Genomic DNA, 26,481 nt, shown 5'->3' with positions numbered 1-26,481 from the left:
GCCGGTGCGGGCCGCCGAGGCGGGTTACAAGCGCCACCAGGGGTCGGTCTGCGGGGCGGCCGGCGCTTTCTCGACGCGCTGGCCGGGGCGCGGCACCGCGGCCGCGACCGCCGACTCGGTGGCCGCGGCGAGCATCCGCTCGATGGGTTCGGACCACGGGTGCGGGGCCAGCCGGAAGGTGGCCCAGTGGATGGGGACGAACAGCCCCTTGCCCGCGTCGGTGACGTCGCGGTGGGCCCGCACCGCCTCCTCCGGGTTCATGTGGATGTCCGGCCAGCCCGGGTGGTAGGCGCCCACCGGCATCAGGGTCAGATCGAACGGGCCGTGCTCGTCGCCGATGTCGGCGAAGCTGGCGGTGTAGCCAGTGTCGCCGCCGAAGAAGGCGCGGTGCCGCGGGCCGACGATCGCCCACGACGACCACAGCGTGGTGTTGCGGGTCAGGAAGCGCCCGGAGAAGTGCCGGGCTGGGGTGCAGACGATGCGCAGCTCGCCGAGCTCGCCGGCCTGGTTCCAGTCCAACTCGACGATGCGGTCCTCGGGGACGCCCCAGGTGCGCAGGTGCGCGCCGATTCCCAACGGGACGTAGAACGCCGAATTCTGGGTTTGCACAAGCTCTTTGATGGTGTCGACATCGAGGTGGTCGTAGTGGTCGTGGCTGATGATGACCGCGTCGATGGCGGGCAGCGCCGTCAGCGGAGCCGGCACCGGGTGCAGCCGCTGCGGGCCCACGCTGCGCGACGGTGAGCAGCGCCGGCTCCAGACCGGGTCGGCCAGGACGCGGTAGCCGTCGACCTCGATGACCGCCGACGAGTGCCCGTACCAGGTGACCGCCAGGTCGGCGGCCGGGATGCCGGTGTCGGGGGTGATCACCGGGATGGGCCGGCCCGGACCGCTCTTCGCGCCGTCGAACATGTCGTGGAGCAGTCGCCACTGGTCCTGGCGGGTCAGGCTGATCAGCGAGGCCGGCTCCAGGTTGTGGAAGACGCCGTCGTGGTAGTTCGACGAGCCGTCGGCGACCTTGGCGATGGCGTCCGCGCCGGCGCCCAGGGCGGACGGCGCACCGTGGAGCGCGCGCAGCAGCCAGCCGCCCGTCGCCAGCGCGGCGGTGCCGCCCACCAACCGGATCGCCGAGGAGAGCATCACGCCCCGATGAAGTTCGGTGGCCGCTTCTCGATGCGCGCCACCTGAGCCTCGATGACGTCCTTGCTGGCCCAGGCCCGGTCGAACATCTCCTTGTGTTCGGGCCACGGCTGCTCGTAGGCACCGTCGTCGTTGAGCACCCGCTTGGAGTGCTGCAGCGACAGCGGCGCGTACCCGGCGATCTCGGCGGCCCAGGCCTGCGCGTCGGCAAGGGTGCCGATCCGGTTGGCCAACCCGGTGTGCAGTGCTGTGTCGGCGGTGAGTTTCTCGGCGGCCAACAGCATGCCGCGGGCCCGGCCGGCCCCGACCAGTGAGGTGAGTCGGCGGACGCTCCAGTTGTCGATGGCCAGCCCGTACTTGGCGATCGGGAACTGGAAGTACGCCTCCGGCGCCACCACCCGCAGATCGCAGATCAGCGACAGGATCACCCCGGCGCCGATGGTCGGACCGTTGATGGCGCCGATCACCGGGACCGGGGCCTTGTCGATCGCCAGGTTCAGGGCCAGCGCCTTGTCCGGGAGTTTCTCCGCCATCCCGGCGGCGTCGGTGAGATCGGCACCGGAACTGAACACCGGGCCCGCACCGGTCAACACGATGGCGCGGATGTCCTGCTCGGCGGCGTGTTCGACGGCCTCGCGGAGGGCGTCGACGAGTTCACAGTTCAGAGCGTTGCGCCGCTCCTCCCGTTGCATCTCGAGGGTCATGACGTTGCCGTTGCGGGTGATTCCGATCATGCGCCCAGACTAACTGCGGTCTCGATACCGGCGGTGCAGCTGCTGGCGCGCTACGCCGAGCAACGTCGCGATCTCGCCCCACGACATTCCCGCCGCGCGAGCTTGGATCACCGTGTCGTCGTAGTTGGCCCGGGCCTTCGCCAACCGGTCGCGGGCAGCGACCAGACCCCGCCGGAGCCTGCCGGAGTAGAACTCCACAGTGACCGGGTCGGGCTCGTTCGCGCGTTCGTGATCGATCGGTTTGGCTTCTTCGACGGCCTTCTGGAAGTCCGCGCAGGCCTGTTCCTTGAATGCCCGGATGGTGGGATCTTCCTTCCACCAGGGTTCGCTGCTGCAGGGTTCGCTGCTGCTGTCCACGCGGCTCCTCGATCAAATCGCGTCACGTTCTGTTGACAGTCACGCACAGCCGGGACGTGCTCGCCAGTCACCCTGTGGATAACCGTCACCCGCAGGTGACGCGATTTGATCGAGAGGCCGGCCAGACAGGGCCCGGTTCGTTCAATGCACCAAGACGCGCGCCTCTCCATGCCGGTCCTCGGCTGTAACCCGTCACCCTCGGGTGACAGTCACGCACAGCCCGGGCCTGCTCGCCAGTCACCCCTGTGGATATCCGTCACCCGCAGGTGACGCGATTTGATCGAAGGGCGCTCCAGAGACGGCCCGGGCTAATCTCGTCCGCGTGAGCCGCATCAGTGCCCTGCAACTGCGCGACGCAGTGTTGGACCCGGGATCGTTCGTCAGCTGGGACGCCCCGCCCGTCGAGGTCGCGATGTCCGAGCAGTACCGCGACGAGTTGGCGGCCGCGCGGGCCGCGACCGGCCTCGACGAGTCGGTGCTGACCGGCGAAGGCACCGTCGCCGGGCGCCGGGTGGCCGTGGTGGCCGGCGAGTTCGACTTCCTGGCGGGCTCGATCGGCGTGGCCGCCGCCGAGCGCATCACCGCGGCCATCGAACGGGCCACCGACCTGCGGTTGCCGCTGCTGGCCTCGCCGAGTTCGGGCGGCACCCGCATGCAGGAGGGCACCGTCGCATTCCTGCAGATGGTGAAGATCGCCGCCGCGGTGACCATGCACAAGCAGGCCCACCTGCCCTATCTCGTGTACCTGCGGCACCCGACCACCGGCGGGGTGTTCGCCTCCTGGGGTTCGCTGGGCCACATCACGGTCGCCGAACCCGGCGCGCTGATCGGCTTCCTCGGCCCGCGGGTCTACGAACAGCTCTACGGCGCACCGTTTCCGCCCGGGGTGCAGACCGCCGAGAACCTGCGCCACCACGGCGTCATCGACGGCGTCGTCCCGCTCGAGGGCCTGCGTCAGACACTGGACTGGGCGCTCAAGGTCGTCGCCGATCCGCCCGGCCCGGCCCCCGAACCGCTACCCGAGACCCCGATCCCCGAGGTCGAGGCCTGGACCTCGGTGGAGGCGTCCCGGCGCCCCGACCGGCCCGGGGTCGGGCATCTGCTCAAGCATGGGGCCGGGGCGCGGGTGCTGCTGTCGGGCACCGGCGCCGGGGAGGCCGCGACCACGCTGCTGGCGCTGGCCCGCTTCGGCGGGCAGCCCGTGGTGGTCCTCGGCCAGCAGCGCCTCGTCGGCGGCCTGGTCGGCCCGGGCGCGCTGCGCGAGGCCCGCCGCGGCATGGCGCTGGCCGCCGGGCTGCAACTGCCGCTGGTGCTGGTCATCGACACCGCCGGCCCGGCGCTGTCCCAGGAGGCCGAGCAGGGCGGGCTGGCCGCGGAGATCGCCCGCTGCCTCTCGGAGTTGGTGACGCTGCCCGTGCCGACGGTGTCGGTGCTGATGGGGCAGGGCAGCGGCGGACCGGCCCTGGCCATGGTGCCCGCCGACCGGGTGCTGGCCGCGCTGCACGGGTGGCTCGCGCCGCTACCGCCGGAGGGTGCCAGCGCGATCGTCTTCCGCGACACCGAGCACGCCCCCGAACTCGCTGCGGCCCAGGGGGTTCGATCGGCCGATCTGCAACGCAACGGGATCGTCGACGTCATCGTCCCCGAGTCGCCGGATGCCGCCGACGAGCCGATCGAATTCTCCAAGCGCCTCGGTCGGGCGATCGCCGTCGAGGTGGCCGGGCTCTCCGGTCAGGTCGACGCCGCGCGGCTGACGGCCCGACTGGACCGCTACCGCCGGATGGGCCTGCCCTGAACCAGCCCTAAACCAGCGACCGCACCCACGCGTCGTGCAGCGCCGCGTAATGCCCGTCGCCGCGAATGAGCTCCGCCGGCGGCCCGTCCTCGATGATGCGCCCGTGCTCGAGCACCAGCACCCGGTCGGCGACCTCGACGGTGGACAGCCGGTGGGCGATGACCAGCGCGGTGCGGTCGGCCAGCACGGTGCGCAGCGCGCGCTGCACCATCCGCTCGCTGGGGATGTCCAGGGCGGAGGTCGCCTCGTCGAGGATGAGCACCGCCGGATCGGCGAGGAAGGCGCGGGCGAAGGCGATCAGTTGGCGCTGCCCGGCCGACAGGCGACCGCCGCGCTTGGCCACATCGGTGTCGTACCCGTCGGGCAGCGTCGCGACGAACCGGTCCGCCCCCACGGCCTGCGCGGCCGCGACCACCTCGGCATCGGTGGCCTCGGGCCGGCCGAAGCGGATGTTGTCGGCCACGGTGCCGGAGAACATGAAGTTCTCCTGGGTGACCATCACGACGTGGCGGCGCAACTCGTCCTGCGCCAGGTCGCGCAGGTCCACGCCGTCGAGGCGGACCGCCCCGGCGGTGGGGTCGTAGAACCGGGCGATCAGCTTGGCGATGGTCGTCTTGCCCGCACCGGTGGTACCCACCAACGCGACCGTCTGCCCCGCCGGAACGGTCAGCTCCAGACCGGGCAGCACCGGGCGCCCCGGCACGTACTCGAAGCCGACGCCGGCGAAGCGCACCTCGCCGCGGACGCGCGGCAGCGCGACGGGACGCGGCGGGTCGGCGATCGCCGGCGGGCGGGCCAGCACCCCGGCCAGCTTCTCCAGCGCCGAGGACGCGGACTGAAAGGTGTTGAAGAACTGGGTGATCTCCTGCATCGGCTCGAAGAACATCCGCAGATACAGCAGGAACGCGGTCAGGGTGCCGATCGTCATGTCGCCCTGCAGCACCCGGTAGCCGCCGTAGAGCAGCACCACCCCGGTGGTGATGTTGCCGACCAGCTTCACACCCGGCATGAAGACCGCGACCAGCTTGAAGGTCTTCTCGTTGATGTCGCGGTAGCGGTCGGCGACGCCATCGAAGATCTCCTGGTTACGCTCCTCGCGACGGTAGGCCTGCACCGCCTTGATGCCCGTCATTGTTTCGACGAACTGCACGATCACCAGCGCGGCGCTGTCGCGCACCTCGCGGTAGGTCTTGGCGGACTCAGTGCGGAACCACGCGGCCAGCAGCACCAGGATCGGGAAGGCCACCAGGCACATCAGGCCCAGCCGCCAGTCGAGCACCACCAGCAGGATCGCGGTGCCGAACATCGTCAGCACCGCGGTGACCAGGCTGTCGAACCCGTTCTGCAGCAGCTCCTGGATGGCGTCGATGTCGTTGGTGGAGCGGCTGACCACCCGCCCGGAGGTGTAGCGGTCGTGGAACGCGACGTCGAGGCGCCCGAAATGCCGGAACACCCGCCGCCGCAGTTCCAACAGCACCTTCTGCCCCACCTGCCCGGAGCGCTTCAGGAACACCACGCGGCCGACGGCCTGCACGGCGACCACCGCGCACAGCGCCGCGACCACCAGGGCGAGTTCCCGGGCCGGCCCGCCCTCGGCGATGGGCGGGATCCCGTGGTCGATGCCGCGCTGCACCAGCAGCGGAACCGACAGCCGCGCCGCGTTTTCCACCACCACGATGACCGCCAGCACCGCCACGGTGACCCGGAACGGACGCAGCAGCGAGAACAGCAGTTCGCGGGCCTCGCGGCGCCGCGGCAGCTTTTCGTCGATCGGCGAATCGTCGTCAGACTTCTCGTCGAACCGGCCGCGCCAAACCGTCTCCCGCATCGTTCACCTCCTGCAGTTGGCTCAGCCGATCCCACTGGGCGTCGGCCTCCCAGGTGGTGGCGTATTCGATGTCGTTGTTGAGTTCGTCCTCGGCGGCCAGCAGATCGCGGTACTGCGGCACGGTGGCCAACAACTCCGAGTGAGTGCCCGTGTGGGTGATGGTGCCGACGCCGTCGACCACCTCCAGCAGGGCGACCTTGTCGGCCAGCAGTACCGTCGAAGCCCGGTTTGCGACAACGATTCCGGTCACCGACCCCAACACCCGCCGCAGCGCCGCGGTGACGTCGGCCTCGGTGTGCACGTCCAGCGCCGAGAGCGTGTCGTCGAGCACCAGCACGCTCGGGGCCGCCAGGATGGCGCGGGCCAGCGAAAGGCGTTGGCGCTGACCGCCGGACAGGCTCATGCCCTGCTCGCCGATCCGGGTGTCCAGGCCGAACGGCAACTCGTAGACGAAGTCGGCGGCCGCGATGTCGATGGCGCGGGCCAGCTCCTCGTCGCTGGCCGGATTGTCAGGGCCGCGGCCCAGCCGCAGGTTCTCGGCCACCGACATCGAGAACAGCGTCGGATCCTCGAAGGCGGTCGCGACCGCGCTGCGCAACGCCGGCAGGCTGAGGTCGCGGATATCGGTGCCGTCGAGCAGGATTCGCCCCTCGCTGACGTCGTAGAGCCGGGACAGCAACGCCACCAACACCGATTTGCCCGACCCCGTCGACCCGACCAGCGCGACGGTCTGCCCGGCCTCGACGGTCAGGTCGACGTGGCGCAGCGCCCAGGCGGACTGCTGACCGTCGGTGTCCGGGAAGCGGAAACCGACGTCGACGAGTTCGAGCCGGCCACCGCGCGCGCCTGCGACCACCGGGCCGTCGTCGATCTCGCGGGGCGCGTCGAAGATCTCGGCGATGCGGTTCGCAGCCGTCATCGACTCCTGCGTCATCGACAGCAGGAAGCCCAGCGAGGCGATCGGCCACACCAGCGACAACATCATGGTGATGAACGCGACCAGCGTTCCCATCGTCACCAGCCCGTGCCCGGCGGCGTAGGCGCCGAAGCCCAGCACCACGATCAGCGTCAGGTTGGGGATGACCTCGAGCAGCGTCCAGAACCGCGCCGAGACGCCGACCTTGCGCACCTGGATGTCGTAGAGCTCGGCGGCCTCACGGTCGAAGCGGTCGTAGACGTAGTCCTCGCGGCCGAACGACTTGACCAGCCGCGCGCCCAGGGCGGCCTCCTCGACGTGCGTGGCGACCACCCCGGACTGGTCCTGGGCCTGCCGCGACAGCCGGGTGAACTGCCGCTCGAAGTGCAGCACCGTGGCCGTGATGGGCACCACCGACACCAAAACGACCACCCCCAGCGGCCAGTACATGCTCAGCAGGATCGCGGTCACCACGATGATCTGCAGGGCGTTGAGCAGCATGAAGATCAGGCCGAAGGACAGGAACCGGCGGACGGTGGCCAAATCGTTCATCACCCGGGACAGCAACTGACCCGACTGCCAACGCCCGTGAAACGACATCGGGAGGATCTGCAGCCGCGCGTACAGGTCCTTGCGGATGTCGGCCTCGACGCCCAGCGTCGCCCGCGCGGTCAACCAGCGGCGGATGAACCACAGCACCGCCTCGGTCACCCCGATGGCCAGCGCGGCGGTGCCCAGGATCCACAGCCCCTGCTGATCCTGATTGGAAATCGGCCCGTCGATCACGGCCTTGGTCATCAGCGGGATCGCGATGGTGGCGACCAGGCTGACCAGCGAAACAGTCACCATCGCGGTCCAGCGCACGCGGTACGGCAGCAGATACGGCAGCAGCCGGATCAGGTCCGAACTGCCCCTGATGCGCTGCGGCGGCGGTGCAATCAACGGCTCGTCGCTCCTTCGTGCGGGTCCACCCCTACCGATACCCGACCCCCGCGACATCAACGTCGCCAACCGACCTCCAATTCCGATGCTGCCACGACACGGCGACAGTCCGATTCCCACGGCGCGGGCGTGCCGCCGGACGCGACGTTTGGCGAGGTCGGGCCCGCCCGCACCGTGCTCATGACGCCCAACGTAGAACCCGAACTATTGTTGAGGTCAATCACCTGCGACGTTCGTGCGCGGCGATCAGGCAAAATTGAGCCCATGGACAATGCTGCAGGTTCCCCCCGGGTGTTGGTGGTCGACGACGACGCCGACGTGCTGGCCTCGCTCGAGCGTGGCCTGCGGCTCTCCGGTTTCGAGGTGTCGACCGCCGTCGACGGGGCCGAGGCCCTGCGTAGCGCCACCGAGACCCGGCCCGACGCGATCGTGCTGGACATCAACATGCCGGTGCTCGACGGCGTCAGCGTGGTGACCGCGCTGCGGGCCATGGACAACGACGTGCCCGTGTGCGTGCTCTCGGCGCGCAGTTCGGTCGACGACCGGGTGGCGGGCCTCGAGGCCGGCGCCGACGACTACCTGGTCAAGCCATTCGTGCTGGCTGAACTGGTGGCCCGGGTCAAGGCGCTGCTGCGCCGTCGCGGCGCCACGGCCACGTTCTCCTCGGAGACCATCCAGGTGGGCCCGCTGGAGGTGGACATCCCGGGCCGCCGCGCCCGGGTCAACGGCGTCGACGTGGACCTGACCAAGCGCGAGTTCGATCTGCTGGCGGTGCTCGCCGAGCACAAGACCGCGGTGCTGTCCCGCGCGCAACTGCTCGAGCTGGTCTGGGGCTACGACTTCGCCGCCGACACCAACGTGGTCGACGTGTTCATCGGCTATCTGCGGCGCAAGCTCGAGGCCGGCGGTGCCCCGCGACTGCTGCACACCGTGCGGGGCGTCGGCTTCGTGCTGCGCACGCAGTAGCTCGGCGCTGCGCACGCGGTAGCTCGACGCACTATTTCGTCTGGTTCTTGTCCCAGCGTCCGAAGCCGGCCTTGACCGCGGTCTCCTCGTCGACGAACCACACCTCGGCGATGGTCTGCTCGTACGACGGACTGTCGGTGGTGTGGTACAGCATCGAGTCCTCGTTGCCCTTGATGGTGTGTCCCGGCGGGCCGGTGCGACTGGCCTCGGCCAATCGGACCGAGCCGGCGCCGAAGGGTGCCGTATCGGCGATCTCGATGTCCCCGGTGCCGGGGTCCCGGGTGCCGACGTCGACGCCGGGCCCACGTCCCAGCGGTCCGTATACGGGCACCTCGCGGGTGACCCGCCGGATCATGAAGGCGAAGGTCAGCAGCAACCCCAGCGCGAAGGCCAACACCATCAGCCACCAGTTGACGTCGCTCATCGCTGCGCTCCAATCTCACGCGACCCCGGCAGGTCAGCGAAGGCCTCCTCCTCGCTGGTGCGCCGCACTGCCACCACGGTGATCAACCAGGCCACCAGCGAGCCGACCACGAAAGCCAGCAGGTACCACAACCATTGGATGACGAAGTCCATCTCGAATTCTCCTTAGCTGACGGTGATCTCGACGCGGCGGTTCTGGGCCTTGCCCGCAGGCGTGTCGTTGCCGGCGATGGGATTCGCCGAACCGTGCCCCCGGGAGGTGACGAGGTCAGCCGCGACGCCCTGGGAGATCAAGAACTCGGCGACGGACTTGGCGCGGTTGGCGCTCAACGGGATGTTGATGGCGTCGTTGCCGCTGTTGTCGGTGTAGCCGTCCACCGAGATGCGCGCTTCGGGGCAGGCGGTGATCTTCTCCGCGACCCGGGACAGCATCTGCTCGCTGCCCGATGTCAGTGTCGCCCCGTCGGTTTCGAAGTTGATCGGGGCATCGATCAGCGCGGTGATGTCGGACTGCAGCGTGGCGCAGTCACCGCCGGGCGCGGGTGCGGTCGCCACCTGGATCCGGTTGGTGATGTTGGCCTCCGGCCACGCGGAACGGGCGGCCGCCTCGACCGCGGCGCGCACCTCTTCGTTCGGCGCGATGCCGGTGAGCGTGACGTTGTCGCCCTCGCGTTTCCAGTTGAAATCCGGGATGTCGACCGCGGCGGAGAACACGCCCTGCAGTCCCGTCAGGTCCGGGCCGGGCGCCCCGGCCGCGATGTTGAGGTTGTCGACCAGGTTCACGTCCGGACCGTGGATCGACCTCAACAGATCGAGCAGGCCGGTGCGCGCGGCCGCGTCCGGAAGATCCCCGGACAGCATTATGTCGTTGCCGTTGCGCATGATTGACAACGCGGTGGGCAGACCCGGCAGGTTGACTTCGGGCTCCGACACCGTGGGGTCGATGCTGGGGATCGATGCGTCGAGATCGCGACCGGACTTGTCGAGCGTCCCCCAGCCGAGCAGTCCGAGCAGCAACGGAACCGCCAGTAGTGCCAGCAGCCACCCCAGCCCCGGCTTCTGCCGGTAGAACCTTGACGCAGTTTTCCACCCGGTGATCGTTCGGGTTTCGTCGGGATCCGTCATGGGACCTCCATCCTCGAACCGTCAGGATTCGCTCATGCAAGCGATCTGAAGCGTAGGACAGGAAAACCGACACCGGGGCAAATTTCAGGGAAGACGGGCGTCAGATGACGCCCGTCCCCTTTTTCTCACGTAACGCGTCAGCGAACACCCAGCAAATCGATCACGAATATCAGGGTCTTCCCCGACAACCGGTGGCCGCCGCCGGCCGGGCCATAGGCCTGAGCAGGCGGAATCGTCAGCTTTCGCCGGCCGCCGACCTTCATTCCGGGGATCCCGTCCTGCCAACCCTGGATGAGCCCCCGCAACGGGAATTCAATACTTTGTCCGCGGTCCCAGGAACTGTCGAATTCCTCGCCGGTATCAAACTCGACGCCGACGTAATGCACCTCGACAGTGCCACCGGGAACGGCCTCCGCGCCGTCGCCCACCACGAGGTCCTCACTGACCAATTCGGTCGGTGCGGCACCCTCCGGAAATTCGATCTCGGGTTTAGTCGTCATTGCAGTGACCCTACTCCGCGAGCACACTGGGCCGGTGTCAGCACAGCACTCCGACGTCGTCGTGATCGGCGGCGGCCACAACGGACTGGTGGCCGCCGGTTACCTCGCCCGCGCCGGACTCACGGTGCGGGTCCTGGAACGCGCCGAGCACGTCGGCGGGGCCGCGGTCTCGGCGCGCGCCTTCGCCGGCGTGGATGCGCGGCTGTCGCGTTACTCGTACCTGGTGAGTCTGCTGCCCACCCGGATCCTCGAAGACCTCGGCGCCCCAGTGCGACTCGCGCGCCGACGCTACTCCTCCTACACCCCCGACCCGGCGGACGGCGGCCGCACCGGGCTCTTGATCGGAGACGACGCCGAGACGTTCGCTGCGGTGGGCGCCGCGGCGGACCGACGCGGTTTCGACGAGTTCTACGCGCGAATGCGCCGGGTCACCGGCCCGCTGTGGCCCACGCTGCTCGAACCCCTGCGGTCGCGAGCACAGTTGCGCGACAAGGTGCTCGGCGCGGACCCGGCGGCCGGCTGGGCCTGGGCGGCGCTGTTCGAACGGCCCATCGGCGAGGCCATCAGCGCACTGCTGGGCAGCGACCTCGTCCGCGGGGTCGTCGCCACCGACGCGTTGATCGGCACCTTCGCCCGAACCGACGAGGAGTCCCTGCGGCAGAACGTCTGTCTGCTGTACCACCTGCTCGGCGGCGGTACCGGGGACTGGGACGTCCCGATCGGCGGGATGGGTGCCGTGAGCGCCGCGCTGGCCGCCGCAGCCACCCGGAACGGCGCCCAGATCGACACCGGCGCAGAGGTTTTCGCGGTGGAACCGGACGGTGTCGTGCACTACCGCAGCGGCGGCGCGGAGCACCGCGCATCGGGCCGGTTACTCCTTTCCGGCGTGACGCCCGCCGCGCTGGCCGACCTGCTCGGCGAGCCGAGGCCGGCCGCCGAACCGGGATCGCAGATCAAGGTGAACCTGATGTTGCGGCGCCTGCCGCGGCTGCGCGACGCCACGGTGCGCCCCGAGCAGGCCTTCGGCGGCACCCTGCACATCAACGAGACCTACTCGCACCTCGACGACGCCTATCGGCAGGCGGCCGGCGGACGCGTCCCGAAACCCCTGCCGTGCGAGATCTATTGCCATTCGCTGACCGATCCCAGCATCCTGGCGCCGGGGCTGCGCGAGTCCGGGGCGCAGACGCTGACCGTCTTCGGCCTGCACACCCCGCACCCGCTGGTGGCCGAGTGCGACCCCGAGGCCGCCCGCACCGAGCTGACCGAGGCGGTGCTGGAGTCGGTGAATTCCGTACTGGCCGAACCGATTCAGGAGGTTTTGCTGCGCGATGCGCACGACCGGCCGTGCATCGAGGCCAAGACCACGCTGGATCTGGAGCAGGCCCTGGGGATGACCGCGGGCCACATCTTCCACGGCGGGCTGAGTTGGCCGTTCGCCGAGGACGATCAGGCCGACGACCCAGCGCGCCGCTGGGGGGTGGCCACCGGGCACGACCGGATCCTGCTGTGCGGGTCCGGGGCCGTGCGCGGCGGCGCGGTGTCCGGGATCGGCGGGCACAACGCGGCGATGGCCGCGCTGGAAACGCTACGGGACTGAACTCAGCGGGTGCTGAGGTCGGCGTAGTCGCGCTCGGTGTACCCGGTGTAGATCTGCCGCGGGCGGCCGATCTTGTTGGGCTCGCCGTGCATCTCGCGCCAGTGCGCGATCCAGCCCGGCAACCGGCCGAGCGCGAACAGCACGGTGAACATCCGGGTGGGGAAGCCCATCGCCCGGTAGATCACGCCGGTGTAGTAGTCGACGTTCGGGTACAGCTTGCGCTCGATGAAGAAGTCGTCGGTGAGCGCGATCTCCTCGAGCTCCATGGCGATCTGCAGCAGTTCGTCGTCGCCGCCGAGCTTGGCCAGGATCTTGTCGGCCTGCTCCTTGACGATGCGCGCCCGCGGGTCGTAGTTCTTGTAGACGCGGTGCCCGAAGCCCATCAGCTTCACGCCGTCCTCGCGGTTCTTGACCTTCTTGACGAAGGTCTTCACGTCGTCGTCGCCGACGCGGATCTTCTCCAGCATCTCGAGCACCGCCTGGTTGGCGCCGCCGTGCAGCGGGCCCCACAGCGCGTTGATGCCGCCCGAGATCGAGGTGAACAGGTTGGCCTGCGAGGAACCCACCAGCCGCACCGTCGAGGTCGAACAGTTCTGCTCGTGGTCGGCGTGCAGGATCAACAGCATGTCCAGCGCCCGCACGATCTCCGGGTCCACCTCGTAGGGCTCGGCCGGGAAGCCGAACGTCATCCGCAGGAAGTTCTCCACCAGCGTCAGCGAGTTGTCCGGGTACAGGAACGGCTGACCCTCGGACTTCTTGTAGGCGTAGGCCGCAATGGTGGGCAGCTTGGCCAGCAGCCGGATCGTGGACAGCTCGACCTGCTTGTTGTCCAGCGGGTCCAGCGAATCCTGGTAGTAGGCGCTCAGCGCGTTGACCGCGCTGGAGAGCACCGGCATGGGGTGCGCGTTGCGCGGGAAGCCGTCGAAGAACCGCTTGAGGTCCTCGTGCAGCAGGGTGTGCCGCTGGATCTTGGTGGTGAACTCCTCGAGCTGCTGGGTGTTGGGCAGCTCGCCGTAGATCAGCAGGTAGCTGACCTCGATGAAGGTCGACTTCTCGGCGAGTTGCTCGATCGGGTAGCCCCGATACCGCAGGATGCCCGCGTCGCCGTCGATGTAGGTGATCGAGGACTTGGTGGACGAGGTGTTGACGAAACCACCGTCGAAGGTGGTGTAACCCGTCTTGGCCAACAGCGGGCCCAGCGCGATCCCGTGGGATCCCTCCGTCGCCGTCTCGATATCCAGGTCGATCTCTCCACCCGGGTACTTCAGGGTGGCGGTTTCGAGGGTTGAATCTCGATCCGAGTTGCTGGCCACGGAAACCCCTTCTGCGCTCGTTGGCAGCGACAATGCTGTCTGTACTTAGGAAAGGTAGTCGGTATGGCCGCGCTGCGCCTGCGGGGGGTTGCCCTAGCGCCCTCAGGTCAGCCCGGCGGTGAGTTCGGCGAACTGCCCGAAGACCTCCGAGATCCGCGCGACCATCAGGTCCGGCCCCAGTTCCAGGCCGTCGCGGTCCTCGACCAGATCGCCGCACGCGGTCACGATGACCGCCCCCCAGACGGCGGTGACGAGTTCCACCCGGCGGTCGTCGACATCGACGCCGAGGCGGTCGGCCAGGGCTTCCAGGGTGGCGCGCGGCTTGAACTCGGTGGCCGCGGCCCGCAGCGCCGGCGTCGAGTTCACGATGCGCAACATCAGCACGATCCGCTCGGTCGTCAGCCCCGGAACACCGCCCGAACTGACCGCACCCAGGACGTTGACGTGGGCGCGCCGGAACGCCTCGAACACCGGCACGTCGTAGGGGATGGTCGCCAACTCGTCGCCGACCTGGACCACCAGTTCTTCCAGCAGGGTCAGCACGACGGCGTCCTTGGTGGGGAAGTACCGGCTGAAGGTGCGCGGAGACACCTCGGCGACCGCGGCGATCTGTTCCACGGTGGTGTTTTCGTAGCCCTGATCCAGGCACAGTTGCACGGCCGCGTCGATCAACGTCGCACGGGTCCGCCGCTTCTTGCGCTCGCGCAACCCCACGGCGGCGCCGACGCTGGTTTCCACCACAGAAAAGAATGGTAGCCGCGGCGCGCGGGTACCGCATCGGCCAACTGCCGAGCCGGGCAGTTTGCGCTGACCGACATGTGCCGGGCGGTGCCGGTCAGGGCTGCAGGCGCTCCACCCGCCACACCCCCGACGGGCCCTCGTCGCGCAGCACCCGGATCCGGTTGTGCACGCGGTTGGCCCGGCCCTGCCAGAACTCCACGACGTCGGCCGCGACGCGGTAGCCGCCCCAGTGCGGCGGCACCGGCACCTGCTCGAGTTCGGCGAACCGTTCGGAGACCTCGGCAAACTGCGCCAGCAGGTCGGCGCGCGACGCGATGGGCTGCGACTGCTGCGACGCCCACGCCCCCAGCTGCGCCCCGCGCGGCCGCTTGGACCAGTAGTCGGCGGTCTCGTCGGCACCGACCTTGGTGACGGTACCGCGGACGTGCACCTGCCGACCGAGCGGATACCACGGGAACGTGACTGCCGCATAAGGAGTTTCGGCCAGCTCGACAGCCTTGGCCGAGGTGTAGTTGGTATAGAAGGTGACGCCGTCGGCGTCGACCCCCTTGCACAGCACCGAACGACACACCGGCAGGCCATCGCGTACGGTCGCCAGCACGATCGCATTGGGCTCGGCGATCCCGGACCGCTCGGCGTCGGCGACCCAGCTGCGCAGCAAAGTCAGCCAGCCGGTCGACGGATCGGCGCCCAGCCAGTCGACGTCGAGATCGACGCTGTCGTCCTTCTCCACGGAGCCGTACTCCACCCGCATCGCTCGCAGGCGTGCGCCCTCCGGCTCTGACATCCCTATAACGCTAGTGCGAGAATCTGCAGCATGACTGCAGGACCCAAGGATTTCGTTCCCGGCCTGGAGGGCGTCGTCGCCTTTGAGACGGAGATCGCCGAACCCGACAAGGACGGCGGCGCGCTGCGCTACCGGGGCGTCGACATCGAGGACCTGGTCGGCGACCGGGTGACCTTCGCCGATGTGTGGGCGCTGCTGGTCGACGGCCGGTTCGGCCGCGGCCTGGCGCCCGCCGAGCCGTTCCCGCTGCCGATCCACACCGGCGACGTCCGGGTCGACGTGCAGGCCGGCCTGGCCATGCTGGCACCGATCTGGGGCTACGCGCCGCTGCTGGACATCGACGACGACACCGCCCGCGATCAGCTGGCCCGCGCCTCGGTGATGGCGCTGTCCTACGTGGCGCAGTCCGCCCGCGGGATCTATCAGCCCGCGGTCCCGCAGCGTCTCATCGACGAATGCCCGACGGTCACCGCCCGGTTCATGACCCGCTGGCAGGGCGAACCCGACCCGCGCCACGTGGAGGCCATCGACGCCTACTGGGTATCGGCGGCCGAGCACGGCATGAACGCCTCGACGTTCACCGCCCGGGTGATCGCCTCGACCGGAGCCGATGTGGCCGCCGCGATGTCCGGCGCGATCGGCGCCATGAGCGGTCCGCTGCACGGCGGTGCGCCCGCGCGGGTGCTGCCCATGATCGAGGACGTCGAACGCACCGGCGATGCCCGGGCCGTGGTGAAGGGCATCCTCGACCGCAACGAGAAGCTGATGGGCTTCGGCCACCGGGTCTACCGCGCCGAGGACCCGCGCGCCCGCGTGCTGCGCGCGACTGCCCAGCGGCTGGCCGCCCCGCGCTACGAGGTGGCCGCGCAACTGGAGCAGGCCGCCCTGGCCGAATTGCGGGAGCGCCGGCCCGACCGGCCCATCGAGACCAACGTCGAGTTCTGGGCCGCGGTCATCCTCGACTTCGCCGGGGTGCCGCCCAAGATGATGCCGGCGATGTTCACCTGCGGCCGCACCGCCGGCTGGTGCGCGCACATCCTCGAGCAGAAGCGGCTGGGCAAGCTGGTCCGCCCGGCCGCCATCTACGTGGGCCCCGCGCCGCGGCGCCCGGAGCAGGTCGAGGGCTGGGAGCAGTTGCCGCGGCGATGAGTTTCGCCGCCGCGGGGTGTCTGAATACGTGCACTGTTCGAACCGCACGCTAGGAGCCCCGCAATGACTTGTCCCGATCCGTCCCAGGTCCACACCGCCGTCGTCCCGCACCTCGTCGTCGACGACGCGGCCGCCGCCATCGACTTCTACGCCAAGGCCTTCGACGCCACCGAGATGGCCCGGATCCCCGGCCCGGACGGCAAGCTGATCCACGCCGCCATCGTGATCAACGGCAGCATGATCTTCCTCAACGACGACTTCCCGGAAACCTGCGGCGGCACGCCGAGTACCCCGACGGCGCTCGGCGGCTCGCCGGTCACCATCCACGTCCAGCTCACCGAGGTCGACCGGCGCTTCCAGCAGGCCGTGGACGCCGGTGCGACCGTGGTGATGCCGCCCGAGGACCAGTTCTGGGGTGACCGCTACTGCCAGGTGCGGGATCCGTTCGGGCACCTGTGGTCGCTGGCCGAGACGGTGCGCGAGGTCAGTTTCGAGGAACTGAGCCAGGCCGCGGGCCAGCCGGGCTAACCGCTCAGACCTTCCCGCCGGTCAACGTCAGCAGTTGTCGGGCGCGCGCTTTGGCCAACTCGCAGTAGGCCCGGGCCGAGGCGCGCGCCGCGCCGGCGTCGTCGTTCTCCAGGGCCACCAGCAGATCCCGTTGCACGGTGAGGAAGCTCGCCGAGGACTCCGCGGTGATGCCGAAGCTGCGGGTCATCACGTTCTTGATGCTCAACGACGAGAACGCCTCGGTCAGAAGCGAATTGCCGGCCAGCGCGACGATCGCCTCGTGGAAGGCGTAGTTGGCGTCCAGATAGGCCTGGAAATCGAGGAACTGATCCCCCACCAGACACCGGGACATCTCGTCGAGATGGCGCCGGGCGTTCGCCAGCCGGGGCCGGTCGACTCGGCCCACCACCAGATCGATCACGCCCAGCTCGATGGCCAGCCGGGCGTCGAACGTCGCATCGGAGGTCCGCACGTCGAACGAGGCGATCACGTAGCCGCGCTCCCGGTCGCGCAGCACCAGGCCGTCGGCCGCCAACCGGGTCAACGCATAGAACGCCCGGGCCCGGTCGCCGTCGAGCCGCTCGGCGAGGTGGTCGACCGTGATGATTTCCCCCGGCCCGAACACCCGGCTGAGCACCATGTCGCGGGCCTGCTGGTAGGCGCCGTCGTTGCGTTCGAACTCGAAACGACCGAAGTCACCGCGAAAGTAGGTCAGCGGGGATCCCTCGCGCGCCGTTGCCGCCACGACGTGGCCCAGGAAGATCGAATGCGTGCCGCCGACCACCTGCTCGGTGACCTCGCACTCCAGCGCCGCGATGGCCTCGGCGAGCATCGGGACATCCGCACCGCCGCGATCGATCCGCACGCCCGCGAACTTGTCGGGGCGCGGCCCGGCGAACTGGTAGGCGAGGTCGCCGTGGTCGCGGCCCAGCACGTTGACCGTGTAGCGGCCGCTGCGCGCGATCGCGGTGGCGGTGGGCACGGCGTTGTTGACGCACGCCAGCATCATCGGCGGATCCATCGACAGCGAGGTGACCGAACTGGCGGTCATCCCGTGATCGCGGTCGTCGTGCCGCGTGGTCACCACGGTCACACCGCTGGCCAGATGCCCGACGACATGCCGGAACAAGTTGGCATCGACCGCCGGACCGGTGGCTACGTATTCCCGCGTCATGCATGTCTCCCGTCGTCGGTCCTGACATGTCCATCCAACGACGCCGTCGCGTGCGAATCACTCACGGAGTTCGTGAATTCGGCCCGTCGGCAGTGGCGTCGAAAGACACGGCCTGCACACCAATGACGCATTGCGGCAGAAGCGCTCGCGAACTTCACGGGCGCCGACAATGCTCCGCCGGCGGGAAAGCCCTTGACTGGTGGCGTGATCAACGTAGCGGTGGTGGGACTGGGCTGGTGGGGCGGGAAGGTCGTGCGCGACCTCGCCGACAGCGAGCATGTCAACGTGGTGGTCGGGGTCGACGTGGCCGCGGATGCCCGCGCCGAGGTGGCCCCGTGGGTCACCCGCAGCTACGACGAGTACGACGCCGCGCTGACCGACGCCGAGGTGGACGCGGTAATCCTCTGCACGCCACACAAATTCCACACCGAGCAGATCCTGGCGGCCGCCCGGCACGGCAAGCACGTGTTCTGCGAGAAGCCGCTGAGCGCCTCCGGCGATGACGCGCAACGCGCCGTCGACGCGATGAGCGCCGCCGGCCTGCAACTGGGCATCGGGCACGAGCGCCGCTTCGAGCCGGCCATCCGCGAGTTGCGCCGGGCGATCGACGACGGTGAACTGGGCACGCCGCTGGTCTTCGAGGGCAACTTCAGCCAGGACAAGTTCCTCGACCTGTCCGCCGACAACTGGCGGCTGTCGGCCGTGGAGGCGCCCGTCGGCCCGCTGTCGGCGACGGGCATCCACCTCGTCGACCTGGCCATCGGCGTGTTCGGCAGGCCCACCCAGGTGTGGGCGCGGTTGTCCACGCAGGCGACCACGTTCGCCAACGGCGACACCCTGGCGATCACGCTGGCCTTCGAGAAGGGCCAGACCGCGCTGATCACCGCGATCCTGACCACCCCGTTCGTCGGGCGGGTCGCCGTGCTGGGTTCGCGCGGCTGGGTCGAGATCCGCGACCGCAACCATCCCGAGGATCCCCGCGGTTGGGACATGTCCCGGCAGCTCCGGGGTGGACAGCCGACCACCACGTTCTTCGGACCGCACGCCTCGGTGCGCGAGAACATCGAGATGTTCGCGCGTGCGGTGGCCGGCGAGGTCACCTACCCGGTGCCCATGGAGGAGATGGTCCTCAACGCCCGCACCTTCGAGGCAATCACCCGTTCCGCGTTGAGCGGATCGGTCGAAGAGGTGCGTTGAGGCTGCGAACAATGGCGTTCTGCGCCTAGGATGCGGCCCAGGGGGGCCGTCGGAGTTACTCGAAGGTGTCCCTTGACCTCAATGCTCACCGATCGCACCGAAGACGTTCCCGCGGGCGAAGTTCCGAGGCCGACCCCGCTGCAACTGTGGCAGCACGACCCGCCGCTGCCCGACTGGGTCCGGACGCTGGCCGGGGGATTCGACGCCGATCGCCTGGTCGACGGGATCATCAACCGCTGCATCGCGGTCGCCTTCCCGACCCACGCCCAGGACGACGACTTCCGCGAGGCACTGACCGCCAGCACCCGCGCCAACGCCCGAACGCTGCGGTCGGTCATCGCCGGTGAGATCGCGCTGGAGGACGTCTATCTCGAACAGGTGTTGTCGTTCGCCAAAGTGCAAGCACAGCTACGCATTCCACAGATGTCCATGCAGCGCTCCTACCGGATCAGCTTTTTCACCATGTGGGAGGCCTGGAGCACCCATCTGCGGGAGCTCATCGCCGCGCGCGACATCGACCGCGACGAGGCCGCGGCCGCGCAACAACTGCTCACCCAGACCATTCTGAGCTACCAGGATTTCGTCGCCACCCAGGTCGCCGAGACCTACACCCGCGACTACGAGGCGCTGAACCGGTCCCGCGCGCACATGCGCCGCAGCCTCGTCAAGGAGGTGCTGCGCGGCGACGGCGAGGGACTGTCCGGCTCGGACGCGGCGATCCTGGCCTACGAGCTCGGCGGCCGACACATCGCCGTCCTGCTGCCCACCGTCGCCGAGGGTGCCGCCGCGCAGCTCGCCGTCGGCATGCGCGCCGCGGTCAGCTGCCAGTCCGTGCTGGTGTATCCGTTGACGCTGAGTTCCACCGTGGTGTGGTTGGGCCGCATCGGCGAATGGAAACCCTCGGCGCTGAGCGCGCTGAGCAAGGTGCTGACCGAGGCGGGTGTGCCGGCCTCGATCAGCGCCCCCGACACGGGGATCGAGGGTTTTCGCGCCGCCCTCGACCAGGCGCTGGACACCGAGAATATCCGCGCGGCCTGGGACCGGCCCGGCGCCCCGTCGGTGGTGCACCACGACGACGTGGGGCTGGAGATCCTGCTGATGCGCGATCCGGTGCGGGCCCGGCAGTTCGTCGAGCGGGAGCTGGGGCCGCTGGCCCTGGACACCGCGGAGGCCGCGCGGCTACGCGAAACCCTGGAGGCCTCTTTCCGATTCGGTTCGCACGTCGCGGCCGCGGAGCATCTGCAACTGCACGAGCACACGGTCCGCAACCGGTTGCACAAGGCCGAGGAACTGCTCGGTCACCCGATGGCCGAGCGGCGCACCGAGATGCAGGTCGCCGCCCGGCTCATCCGGTTGCTGCCGCCGAGCGAACCGGCGGACTGACGCGGCTCAGTCCGCCACCAGCCCGGTCAGCAGCGCCGCGAATTGCTCGGGATGCTCCAGCGCGCAGGCGTGCCGGCCCGGCAGCCACAGCGCAGTGTCGCCACCGGTGACCTTCGCCAACCACTCGGCGGCCTCCCGGAACGGGGGCGCGTCGTCCTCGCCGCACACCGAGAACACCGGCGGGCGCATCGACGGCGCCTGATCCCGCAGATCGACCTCGGCGAGCAGGTCGCAGGCTCGGGCGTATCCCTCCGGTTCGGTCCCGCCGAACGTCTTGCGCGCCTGCGCGATCCGCGGGTCACCGCTATCGGCGAACTCCTCGGTGAACCACATCGCGACCATCGGTTCGATCAGCGTGTCCAGGCCTCCGGCCCGCGCGGTCGCCGCACGCTCGCGCCACATCTGCCGCATTGGTTCGGGATAGGCCGCCACGGTTCCCATCAGCACCGTGGACGCCAGGAGTTCGGGTCGGGTCGCGGCGAGTTGCTGGGCGACCAGACCGCCCAGCGACAGGCCCACCAGATGCACCGGCCGACCGAGCCGTTCGATCCGCTCCACGACACCCGCCGAATACTCGGCGATACCGGATCCCGGCGCCGACGCGGGGGCCGACCCGTGCCCGGGCAGATCCAGCGCCTCCACCGGCCGGGACCCGAGTTGGTGGCACACCGGATCCCAGAAGTGCCGGTCGGCACCCAGCGGGTGCAGGAGCATGATCGGTGCGCTCACTTCGACTCCCCGGCGTTGACCAGCGGCATGACCTTCTCGGCCATCAGCTCCATCGACCGGCGCGCCAGCTCCGGATCCACCCAGTCCAGGCCGGCGTAAACGAGCTCGCCGAATCCGCCCGTCTCGTCCTGGAATTGAAGGATCTGCTCGGCGACGGCCTCCGGGGTTCCGGTGATGACGAGTTGGTCCAGCACGCTGTCGAGGGTGACCTCGTCGTCGGGCTGGTCACGGCGCGACTTGAACAGCTCGAGGCGCCCGATCTTGCGCATCTTGGTCAGCATCTGCGAGTAGTAGAAGCGGTACGGGCTGTTGGCGTCGTCGCGGGCATACGCCTGGGCCGTCGCGTCGTCGTCGGCGACGAAGACCGTCCGGGCCACCCGCCAGTCCTGCGGGTCGGCGGTCTCCCCCACCGATTCCTTGCCCTGGACATAGTTCGGCCAGTGCGTCGCAACCCATTGCGGCAACAGGAAGTTCGCCGAGAGCGGATGGAAGTTGCGCGCCCCCATCGCGATCACGCCCTTGGAGAACGGCGCGACCACGGTGCCCACGATCTCGGGCCGCGGCTGCTGCAGCGGCTTGGGCAGGATGCCCACGCCGAGTTCGGGGTCGTAGGTCTTCTCCGTCGTCACCGCGAAGCGTCCGCCCGGCTGCACCAGCGCGTACGGCGGTTCGCTGTCCCACACCGCAGTGATGACATCGATTGCCTCAGCGAACATCTCGTTGCGGTCCTGATCGAGGATGCCGAGCACCTCGGCGTCCGACGGCAACGCCCCCGGGCTGACGCCGAGGATGAAGCGGCCGTTGCTGAGATGGTCGAACATCGCCGAGTTCGCGGCCACCAGCACCGGGTGCTGCTGCGACAGGTTCGTGGTGCCGGTCGCCAGTCGGATCTGATCGGTGTCGGAGATCAGGGTCGCCAGGAACACCAGGCTGTTGGTGATGTTCTCGTGCCGGTCGGTGAGGTGCTCGCCGATGAACGCGTCGTGAAAGCCCAGTCGGTCGGCCAGGATCACCGCTTCCCGGTCCTCGCGCAGGGTGTCCGACCAGTTGCGGCCGGCGGGGTGCAGTGGCATGGCGAAGTAGCCGAGACGCATGGCGATACCTCCAATTGACAGTCGATGTCCGTCAAGTCAAGGCCGCGCACACCCGGCGGTCAGTGGCGTGCGGGACCAATTCCCGCGGCGCCGGATCACGCGATGCGTTACCGGCTATCGGCCCTGACGGGCCACGTCACAGGCCGCGCCACCTGCCACCCGAGAAATTCACGGCCACCGACATAGGCCGGGTTCCGAGCTGGCACTGTACTGAGTGGCACATGTCACAACTCCCATCCATAGTGGGTGGGCGCACAGAGGAGGACCACCGTGAAGGTCAAGAACGCCCTGCGCGCAAGTGCTGCAGCGGCACTGGCGATCTCAGTTGTCGCAGCGTGCGGGGGATCCGGCGGATCCGGCGCCGCGGCCGACGGCGAAGTCATCCGGTTCTCCTTCGCGCCGGATCCGGTGTGGGATCTGCTGAAGGACTCCGGCGAGCTCAGCAAGTGGGAACAGGAGAACAACGTCCGGGTCGAGACCAGCACCACCTGGGATGAATTCACCTACTTCGCCGGTGGACACGGCGACATCGTCTCGATGTCCACGCAGGAGACCCCGGTGCTCGAACAGCAGACCGGGATCAAGACGGTGACCTTCGGCAAATACAACTATCAGCGGGTGCCGCTGCTGAAGCGCGCCGGCGACCCGTACGAGACGCTCGAGGACATCCCCAAGGGATCGAAGATCTGCGTCTCCGGGCCGACGTCGAACACCGGCTTCTGGACGGTGCTCGCCCAGCAGATGCACGGACTGGACTACCGGGTGGGCGGCGGTGACTTCCAGCTCATCGTCAACGACCACTTCGTCAACCCCACCAACCTGCTGCGCGGCGACTGCGAGGCGGCCGCGGTGATCCCCGAGGCCGCCGTGCCGCAGTTGCGCCGCGGCGAGCTGGAGATCATGTACGGCGGCGAGCTGCCTTTCCAGCTGTACAAGGAGTTCGCGCCCAACAGCGATGACAGGTCGCACGTCGTCGGCAACAACTTCACCGCGACCGAGGAGTGGTACGACGCCAACCCTGAACTCGCGAAGAAGTTCCTGGCGCTGTGGCAGCGCGGCATCGACATGTTCCAGGAGCAGAAGGCCGACGTGGTGCGCAAGTACCCGCAGCACTTCTCCGTCGAATCCGAGGAGGACATCGACTACGTCATCGACTTCATGTCCGGGGACAACGACTGGTTCGTCGAGGAGGTCGTGCTCGAGGAGGACTGGATTCCCGCCGAGGCCGAGATCTGGACCCTGATGAAGGAACTGCACCCGGACAACGCCAACTACCTGCCGGCCGACGCACCGTCGCCGCGGTTCGCCGCCATCGATCCGAACTAAACCACTCCCACCACGAGAGGCCGCCGTGTCGACCACATTGGAGAAACCAGCGCAGTTACCTACGCGCACTAGTGAAGAGGATCTGGTCCGCGCCGCCAAGCGTAGGGACCGGGCAACCACCTGGGGTTGGCGTATCGCCGGATACGTCTTCTTCCTCGGAATCTGGGAATTCGCCTCCGGCAATCTGATGGACGAGCGGCTGTTGCCCGGACCGTCCACGGTGTTCGAGACGTTCGCCCGGCTCTGGTCGACCGGCGAGGTGCCCGGCGCATTCGCCACCACGCTGACCCGCATCGCCATCGGGTTCTCGATCGCGTTCGTCGTCGGCATCGGCGTCGGCATCCTCATGCAGAACCGTTTCCTCAACGGCTTCTTCCGGGATGCGGTCACCATCGGTGTCACCACACCGGGCCTGATCTGGGCCTTGCTCACCGCGATCATCTTCGGGAACCGCACGGCGGGACCGATTCTCGCGATCGTCCTGACCACATTCGCCATCATCACCGTGAACATCTCCGAGGGCATCAAGTCGATACCCAAGGACCTCAACGACATGGCGAAGTCCTTCGACGTCGGCGTGGTCAAGCGCAACCGGCACATCGTGATCCCGCATCTGGCGCCGTTCACGTTCACCGCGGTGCGGTTCGGCTTCTCGATCGCCTGGAAGGTCACGGTGCTCACCGAGGTGTTCTCGGCCTCCCAGGGCATCGGATTCGAGATGCGCACGGCGACACAGCTGTTCCGTCTCGACGAGTTCCTGACCTGGATCCTGGCGTTCTACGTGCTCGCGCTGTTCCTGGACAAGGTGGTCCTGGAATCCCTCGAGCGCAAGTTCTTCCGCTGGCGCGGGGAGTTGAAGTCATGACCGAAGGGACACCCTTGATGAGTAGCACCGATCTCGCGCCGGCGCGCCCCGCGGCGCAACGCCCGCCCTCGGGGCCGGCCCGGGCCTGGCGCAAGCTGCGGAACAGTTCCATGACGGGGCGGCTGATGTTCCCCCTGGTCTGCCTGCTGATCTGGCTGGTGGCGATCGACCTCGTGACCAGCATCTGGCCGTTCGCCGTCGACGTGCTGCCGACACCCGGTCAGGTGTTCAGCTTCATGTGGGACGAGATCACCGGCCACACGCTGGCCCCGCACAACATGTACGAGACCTTCGGGATCTCGTTGCAGCGGTTGGCCATCGGCATGGTGATCGCGCTGATCATCGGCACCATCATCGGTGTGGCGATGGGCCTGTCGAAGGCGGTCAACGCGTTCTTCAACGACTGGATCGTGGCCATCCTGGCGATGCCCAACCTGGCCTGGGCGCTGTTCTGCAGCCTGGCGTTCGGCTTCGGCGACACCGGCCCGATCATCACGGTGGTGCTGACCGGCATTCCGTTCGTCATCATCAACGTCCGCGAGGGCGTGCGGAACACGCCGACGGACCTGTTCGACATGGCGCGGGCGTTCGGTGTACCGCGCAAGCGGGTCATCTTCAACGTGCTGATCCCGTCGCTGATGCCCTTCCTGTTCGCCGCCGCGCGGTACTGCTTTGCGCTCGGCTGGAAGGGCCTGGTGGTTGCCGAGGTGTTCGGCGGCCAGGACGGGGCCGGCTGGACCATCAAGTTCTGGTACGACGCGCACCGGGCCTACGGTGTCGTCGGATACGCCCTGCTGTTCGTCATCTTCGCGCTGGTCTTCGAGAAGTTCATGTTCGACCAGCTCTCCAAGCGATTGTTCAAGTGGCGCCCGGCGGACGACTCCGGCGAGGTGGTCGAGGAGCGCTTCGACGGGCCGGCCAAGGCCGCCGTGCAGGCCGCGGAGTCCGCGGGCAGCGCCACCGGTGCCGCCCTCGGCAGCATCACCCTGGTCACCGAGGGACCCAAGGGCGTACCGGAACCCGACCCCAACCCCGACGTACCTGTCGACCCCGAATCCCCCCATCCCGGAAGGAACAACGAGCATGGCTGATATCAGCGTTTCGAACCTGCACAAGGAGTTCGGCCTGGGCGCCGACAAAGTGATCGCGCTGGAGAACGTCAACCTGGAGATCAGCGGGCACGCGTTCGTCTCCATCGTCGGCGCATCCGGCTGCGGCAAGTCGACGCTGCTGAACATCCTCAGCGGCATCGACACGCCCACCAGCGGACGGGTCAGCATCACCCAGAACGGCAAGGCGGCCCGGGCCGGCTACGTGTTCCAGGCCGCGCGCCTGCTGCCGTGGCGTTCGGTGATGGACAACATGTTGTTCGTCCAGACCGACAAGTCGGAGGAGACCCGGGCGCGCTGCCAGCACTACCTGGAAATGGTGCAACTCGGCGACAAGGGCAACAAGTACCCGGGTGAGCTGTCCGGCGGCATGCAGCAGCGCGTCGGTATCGCCCGGGCCTTCTCGACCGAACCCGACGTGTTGTTCATGGACGAGCCGTTCAGCCACCTGGACGCGATCACCGCCCGCACCCTGCGGGCCGAGCTGCACAACATCTGGAACGAGACAGGCAAGACCGTGGTGTTCGTGACGCACGACGTCGGCGAGGCGGTGGAGCTGTCCAACCGGATCCTGGTGTTCGCCAAGGGCGGTCGACTGGCCGACGACATCACGGTGCGGCTGCCGTTCCCCCGGGATGTGTCCGACGCCGACGTGGCGGTCACCAAGGCCGAGGTGTTCAAGACCTTCGAGGACATCGGCGCGCTGGCCGTCAGCTGAGCGGACGACAGCGAAGCGGGGCGACCGGATGGTCGCCCCGCTTTTACGTTGCCTGCTGTCTTG

The 26,481-nt window shown here is 68.7% G+C and carries 26 protein-coding genes; 11 read left to right on the top strand and 15 right to left on the bottom strand.

The genetic code is table 11. From position 1 onward, the window contains the following. Window positions 1-24: 24 nt before the first annotated feature. Genes EL338_RS03850 through EL338_RS03840 form a run of 3 tightly spaced genes read right to left on the bottom strand, consistent with a single transcriptional unit; the run spans window position 25 to window position 2,231 of the window. Window positions 25-1,140, bottom strand: a complete 1,116-nt coding sequence (locus EL338_RS03850) for an MBL fold metallo-hydrolase (protein ID WP_126336663.1) — start codon at window positions 1,138-1,140, stop codon at window positions 25-27. Next, the gene (locus tag EL338_RS03845) at window positions 1,140-1,874 is read right to left on the bottom strand and encodes an enoyl-CoA hydratase (protein ID WP_126332521.1); all 735 of its coding nucleotides are present in this window, start codon (window positions 1,872-1,874) and stop codon (window positions 1,140-1,142) included. Before EL338_RS03845 ends, EL338_RS03850 begins: the two co-directional genes overlap by 1 nt. A gap of 9 nt (window positions 1,875-1,883) precedes the next feature. Beyond that, window positions 1,884-2,231, bottom strand: a complete 348-nt coding sequence (locus EL338_RS03840) for a hypothetical protein (RefSeq protein ID WP_235666366.1) — start codon at window positions 2,229-2,231, stop codon at window positions 1,884-1,886. A gap of 322 nt (window positions 2,232-2,553) precedes the next feature. Between EL338_RS03840 and EL338_RS03835 the strand changes: the two genes are divergently transcribed. Next, window positions 2,554-4,026: a carboxyl transferase domain-containing protein gene (locus EL338_RS03835; protein ID WP_126332520.1), complete on the top strand. Its 1,473-nt coding sequence runs from the start codon at window positions 2,554-2,556 to the stop codon at window positions 4,024-4,026. Window positions 4,027-4,033: 7 nt separating this feature from the next. Here the strand turns inward: EL338_RS03835 and EL338_RS03830 are convergent, their stop codons facing one another. Together EL338_RS03830 and EL338_RS03825 are read right to left on the bottom strand one after the other, a co-directional pair. Further along, window positions 4,034-5,854, bottom strand: coding sequence for an ABC transporter ATP-binding protein (locus EL338_RS03830; protein WP_126332519.1), 1,821 nt, complete (start codon window positions 5,852-5,854; stop codon window positions 4,034-4,036). Continuing rightward, on the bottom strand, window positions 5,811-7,769 hold the full coding sequence (locus tag EL338_RS03825; protein WP_126336661.1) for an ABC transporter ATP-binding protein: 1,959 nt from the start codon (window positions 7,767-7,769) through the stop codon (window positions 5,811-5,813). Before EL338_RS03825 ends, EL338_RS03830 begins: the two co-directional genes overlap by 44 nt. 207 nt (window positions 7,770-7,976) lie before the next feature. Here EL338_RS03825 and prrA point away from each other — a divergent pair, with 207 nt between their 5' ends. Continuing rightward, window positions 7,977-8,678, top strand: a complete 702-nt coding sequence (gene prrA / locus EL338_RS03820; protein WP_126332518.1) for a two-component system response regulator PrrA — start codon at window positions 7,977-7,979, stop codon at window positions 8,676-8,678. A gap of 31 nt (window positions 8,679-8,709) precedes the next feature. On the opposite strand, the gene arfC is transcribed toward prrA, so the two are convergent. From arfC to EL338_RS03805, 4 genes are all read right to left on the bottom strand, one after another. After that, entirely contained in the window at window positions 8,710-9,102 is a 393-nt protein-coding gene (gene arfC / locus EL338_RS03815) for a channel accessory protein ArfC, sunset domain variant (RefSeq protein WP_126332517.1), read from the bottom strand. Beyond that, the gene (gene arfB, locus EL338_RS26100) at window positions 9,099-9,254 is read right to left on the bottom strand and encodes a channel accessory protein ArfB (protein ID WP_170217423.1); all 156 of its coding nucleotides are present in this window, start codon (window positions 9,252-9,254) and stop codon (window positions 9,099-9,101) included. The genes arfC and arfB overlap by 4 nt, the downstream gene beginning before the upstream one ends. A gap of 12 nt (window positions 9,255-9,266) precedes the next feature. After that, window positions 9,267-10,226: a channel-forming protein ArfA/OmpATb gene (arfA, locus tag EL338_RS03810; RefSeq protein WP_235666365.1), complete on the bottom strand. Its 960-nt coding sequence runs from the start codon at window positions 10,224-10,226 to the stop codon at window positions 9,267-9,269. 137 nt (window positions 10,227-10,363) lie between these two features. Next, the gene (locus tag EL338_RS03805; RefSeq protein WP_126332516.1) at window positions 10,364-10,726 is read right to left on the bottom strand and encodes an FKBP-type peptidyl-prolyl cis-trans isomerase; all 363 of its coding nucleotides are present in this window, start codon (window positions 10,724-10,726) and stop codon (window positions 10,364-10,366) included. 34 nt (window positions 10,727-10,760) lie between these two features. Between EL338_RS03805 and EL338_RS03800 the strand changes: the two genes are divergently transcribed. Beyond that, entirely contained in the window at window positions 10,761-12,326 is a 1,566-nt protein-coding gene (locus EL338_RS03800) for a phytoene desaturase family protein (RefSeq protein ID WP_126332515.1), read from the top strand. 2 nt (window positions 12,327-12,328) lie between these two features. Here EL338_RS03800 and EL338_RS03795 read toward each other — a convergent pair whose 3' ends face one another. The 3 genes from EL338_RS03795 to pdxH form a co-directional block, all read right to left on the bottom strand. Then, window positions 12,329-13,639 (bottom strand): citrate synthase, encoded by a 1,311-nt coding sequence (locus tag EL338_RS03795; protein WP_126332514.1) that lies wholly within the window; start codon window positions 13,637-13,639, stop codon window positions 12,329-12,331. A 102-nt stretch (window positions 13,640-13,741) separates the two neighbouring features. Then, the gene (locus EL338_RS03790; protein WP_126332513.1) at window positions 13,742-14,380 is read right to left on the bottom strand and encodes a TetR family transcriptional regulator; all 639 of its coding nucleotides are present in this window, start codon (window positions 14,378-14,380) and stop codon (window positions 13,742-13,744) included. 94 nt (window positions 14,381-14,474) lie between these two features. Continuing rightward, window positions 14,475-15,167 (bottom strand): pyridoxamine 5'-phosphate oxidase, encoded by a 693-nt coding sequence (gene pdxH, locus EL338_RS03785; RefSeq protein ID WP_235666364.1) that lies wholly within the window; start codon window positions 15,165-15,167, stop codon window positions 14,475-14,477. Window positions 15,168-15,197: 30 nt separating this feature from the next. Here pdxH and EL338_RS03780 point away from each other — a divergent pair, with 30 nt between their 5' ends. Together EL338_RS03780 and EL338_RS03775 are read left to right on the top strand one after the other, a co-directional pair. Continuing rightward, window positions 15,198-16,316, top strand: a complete 1,119-nt coding sequence (locus tag EL338_RS03780; protein WP_126332512.1) for a citrate synthase 2 — start codon at window positions 15,198-15,200, stop codon at window positions 16,314-16,316. Between the two features lie 63 nt (window positions 16,317-16,379). After that, window positions 16,380-16,844 carry a VOC family protein gene (locus EL338_RS03775; protein ID WP_126332511.1) on the top strand — a complete coding sequence of 155 codons (465 nt, stop codon included), beginning with the start codon at window positions 16,380-16,382 and terminating at the stop codon, window positions 16,842-16,844. A 4-nt stretch (window positions 16,845-16,848) separates the two neighbouring features. Here EL338_RS03775 and EL338_RS03770 read toward each other — a convergent pair whose 3' ends face one another. Beyond that, a complete protein-coding gene (locus EL338_RS03770; protein ID WP_126332510.1) occupies window positions 16,849-17,997 on the bottom strand; it encodes a flavin reductase in 1,149 nt (382 codons plus the stop codon). Between the two features lie 204 nt (window positions 17,998-18,201). On the opposite strand from EL338_RS03770, the gene EL338_RS03765 reads away from it, so the two are divergent. Further along, window positions 18,202-19,194: a Gfo/Idh/MocA family protein gene (locus EL338_RS03765; RefSeq protein ID WP_126332509.1), complete on the top strand. Its 993-nt coding sequence runs from the start codon at window positions 18,202-18,204 to the stop codon at window positions 19,192-19,194. A gap of 81 nt (window positions 19,195-19,275) precedes the next feature. After that, window positions 19,276-20,577, top strand: coding sequence for a PucR family transcriptional regulator (locus EL338_RS03760; RefSeq protein WP_170217421.1), 1,302 nt, complete (start codon window positions 19,276-19,278; stop codon window positions 20,575-20,577). Window positions 20,578-20,583: 6 nt separating this feature from the next. Here EL338_RS03760 and EL338_RS03755 read toward each other — a convergent pair whose 3' ends face one another. Further along, window positions 20,584-21,306, bottom strand: coding sequence for an alpha/beta fold hydrolase (locus EL338_RS03755; protein ID WP_126332507.1), 723 nt, complete (start codon window positions 21,304-21,306; stop codon window positions 20,584-20,586). Beyond that, a complete protein-coding gene (locus EL338_RS03750) occupies window positions 21,303-22,400 on the bottom strand; it encodes an LLM class flavin-dependent oxidoreductase (RefSeq protein WP_126332506.1) in 1,098 nt (365 codons plus the stop codon). The genes EL338_RS03755 and EL338_RS03750 overlap by 4 nt, the downstream gene beginning before the upstream one ends. A 270-nt stretch (window positions 22,401-22,670) precedes the next feature. Between EL338_RS03750 and EL338_RS03745 the strand changes: the two genes are divergently transcribed. From EL338_RS03745 to EL338_RS03730, 4 genes are read left to right on the top strand one after another with little or no spacing between them, the layout of a single operon-like run. Next, window positions 22,671-23,726 carry an ABC transporter substrate-binding protein gene (locus tag EL338_RS03745; protein ID WP_163792003.1) on the top strand — a complete coding sequence of 352 codons (1,056 nt, stop codon included), beginning with the start codon at window positions 22,671-22,673 and terminating at the stop codon, window positions 23,724-23,726. A 25-nt stretch (window positions 23,727-23,751) separates the two neighbouring features. Beyond that, window positions 23,752-24,591 (top strand): ABC transporter permease, encoded by an 840-nt coding sequence (locus EL338_RS03740; protein WP_126332504.1) that lies wholly within the window; start codon window positions 23,752-23,754, stop codon window positions 24,589-24,591. Between the two features lie 17 nt (window positions 24,592-24,608). Next, entirely contained in the window at window positions 24,609-25,682 is a 1,074-nt protein-coding gene (locus EL338_RS03735; RefSeq protein ID WP_163792001.1) for an ABC transporter permease, read from the top strand. Beyond that, complete coding sequence (locus EL338_RS03730; RefSeq protein ID WP_126332502.1) at window positions 25,675-26,418, top strand: ABC transporter ATP-binding protein; 744 nt, start codon at window positions 25,675-25,677, stop codon at window positions 26,416-26,418. The genes EL338_RS03735 and EL338_RS03730 overlap by 8 nt, the downstream gene beginning before the upstream one ends. Window positions 26,419-26,481: the final 63 nt, after the last annotated feature.

Source organism: Mycolicibacterium chitae, from assembly GCF_900637205.1.
In the GTDB taxonomy this organism is placed as follows: Bacteria; Actinomycetota; Actinomycetes; order Mycobacteriales; family Mycobacteriaceae; genus Mycobacterium; species Mycobacterium chitae.
This window is presented reverse-complemented; position numbering and strand designations above follow the sequence as displayed.

Bases quoted from the DNA above. Each gene is read 5' to 3' on its own strand.
- EL338_RS03850 (WP_126336663.1), bottom strand. From the start codon at position 1,140: ATGCTCTCCTCGGCGATCCGGTTGGTGGGCGGCACCGCCGCGCTGGCG.
- EL338_RS03845 (WP_126332521.1), bottom strand. From the start codon at position 1,874: ATGATCGGAATCACCCGCAACGGCAACGTCATGACCCTCGAGATGCAA.
- EL338_RS03830 (WP_126332519.1), bottom strand. From the start codon at position 5,854: ATGCGGGAGACGGTTTGGCGCGGCCGGTTCGACGAGAAGTCTGACGAC.
- EL338_RS03825 (WP_126336661.1), bottom strand. From the start codon at position 7,769: ATGTCGCGGGGGTCGGGTATCGGTAGGGGTGGACCCGCACGAAGGAGC.
- prrA (WP_126332518.1), top strand. From the start codon at position 7,977: ATGGACAATGCTGCAGGTTCCCCCCGGGTGTTGGTGGTCGACGACGAC.
- arfC (WP_126332517.1), bottom strand. From the start codon at position 9,102: ATGAGCGACGTCAACTGGTGGCTGATGGTGTTGGCCTTCGCGCTGGGG.
- arfB (WP_170217423.1), bottom strand. From the start codon at position 9,254: ATGGACTTCGTCATCCAATGGTTGTGGTACCTGCTGGCTTTCGTGGTC.
- arfA (WP_235666365.1), bottom strand. From the start codon at position 10,226: ATGACGGATCCCGACGAAACCCGAACGATCACCGGGTGGAAAACTGCG.
- EL338_RS03805 (WP_126332516.1), bottom strand. From the start codon at position 10,726: ATGACGACTAAACCCGAGATCGAATTTCCGGAGGGTGCCGCACCGACC.
- pdxH (WP_235666364.1), bottom strand. From the start codon at position 15,167: ATGTCAGAGCCGGAGGGCGCACGCCTGCGAGCGATGCGGGTGGAGTAC.
- EL338_RS03780 (WP_126332512.1), top strand. From the start codon at position 15,198: ATGACTGCAGGACCCAAGGATTTCGTTCCCGGCCTGGAGGGCGTCGTC.
- EL338_RS03775 (WP_126332511.1), top strand. From the start codon at position 16,380: ATGACTTGTCCCGATCCGTCCCAGGTCCACACCGCCGTCGTCCCGCAC.
- EL338_RS03770 (WP_126332510.1), bottom strand. From the start codon at position 17,997: ATGACGCGGGAATACGTAGCCACCGGTCCGGCGGTCGATGCCAACTTG.
- EL338_RS03760 (WP_170217421.1), top strand. From the start codon at position 19,276: ATGCTCACCGATCGCACCGAAGACGTTCCCGCGGGCGAAGTTCCGAGG.
- EL338_RS03750 (WP_126332506.1), bottom strand. From the start codon at position 22,400: ATGCGTCTCGGCTACTTCGCCATGCCACTGCACCCCGCCGGCCGCAAC.
- EL338_RS03735 (WP_163792001.1), top strand. From the start codon at position 24,609: ATGAGTAGCACCGATCTCGCGCCGGCGCGCCCCGCGGCGCAACGCCCG.
- EL338_RS03730 (WP_126332502.1), top strand. From the start codon at position 25,675: ATGGCTGATATCAGCGTTTCGAACCTGCACAAGGAGTTCGGCCTGGGC.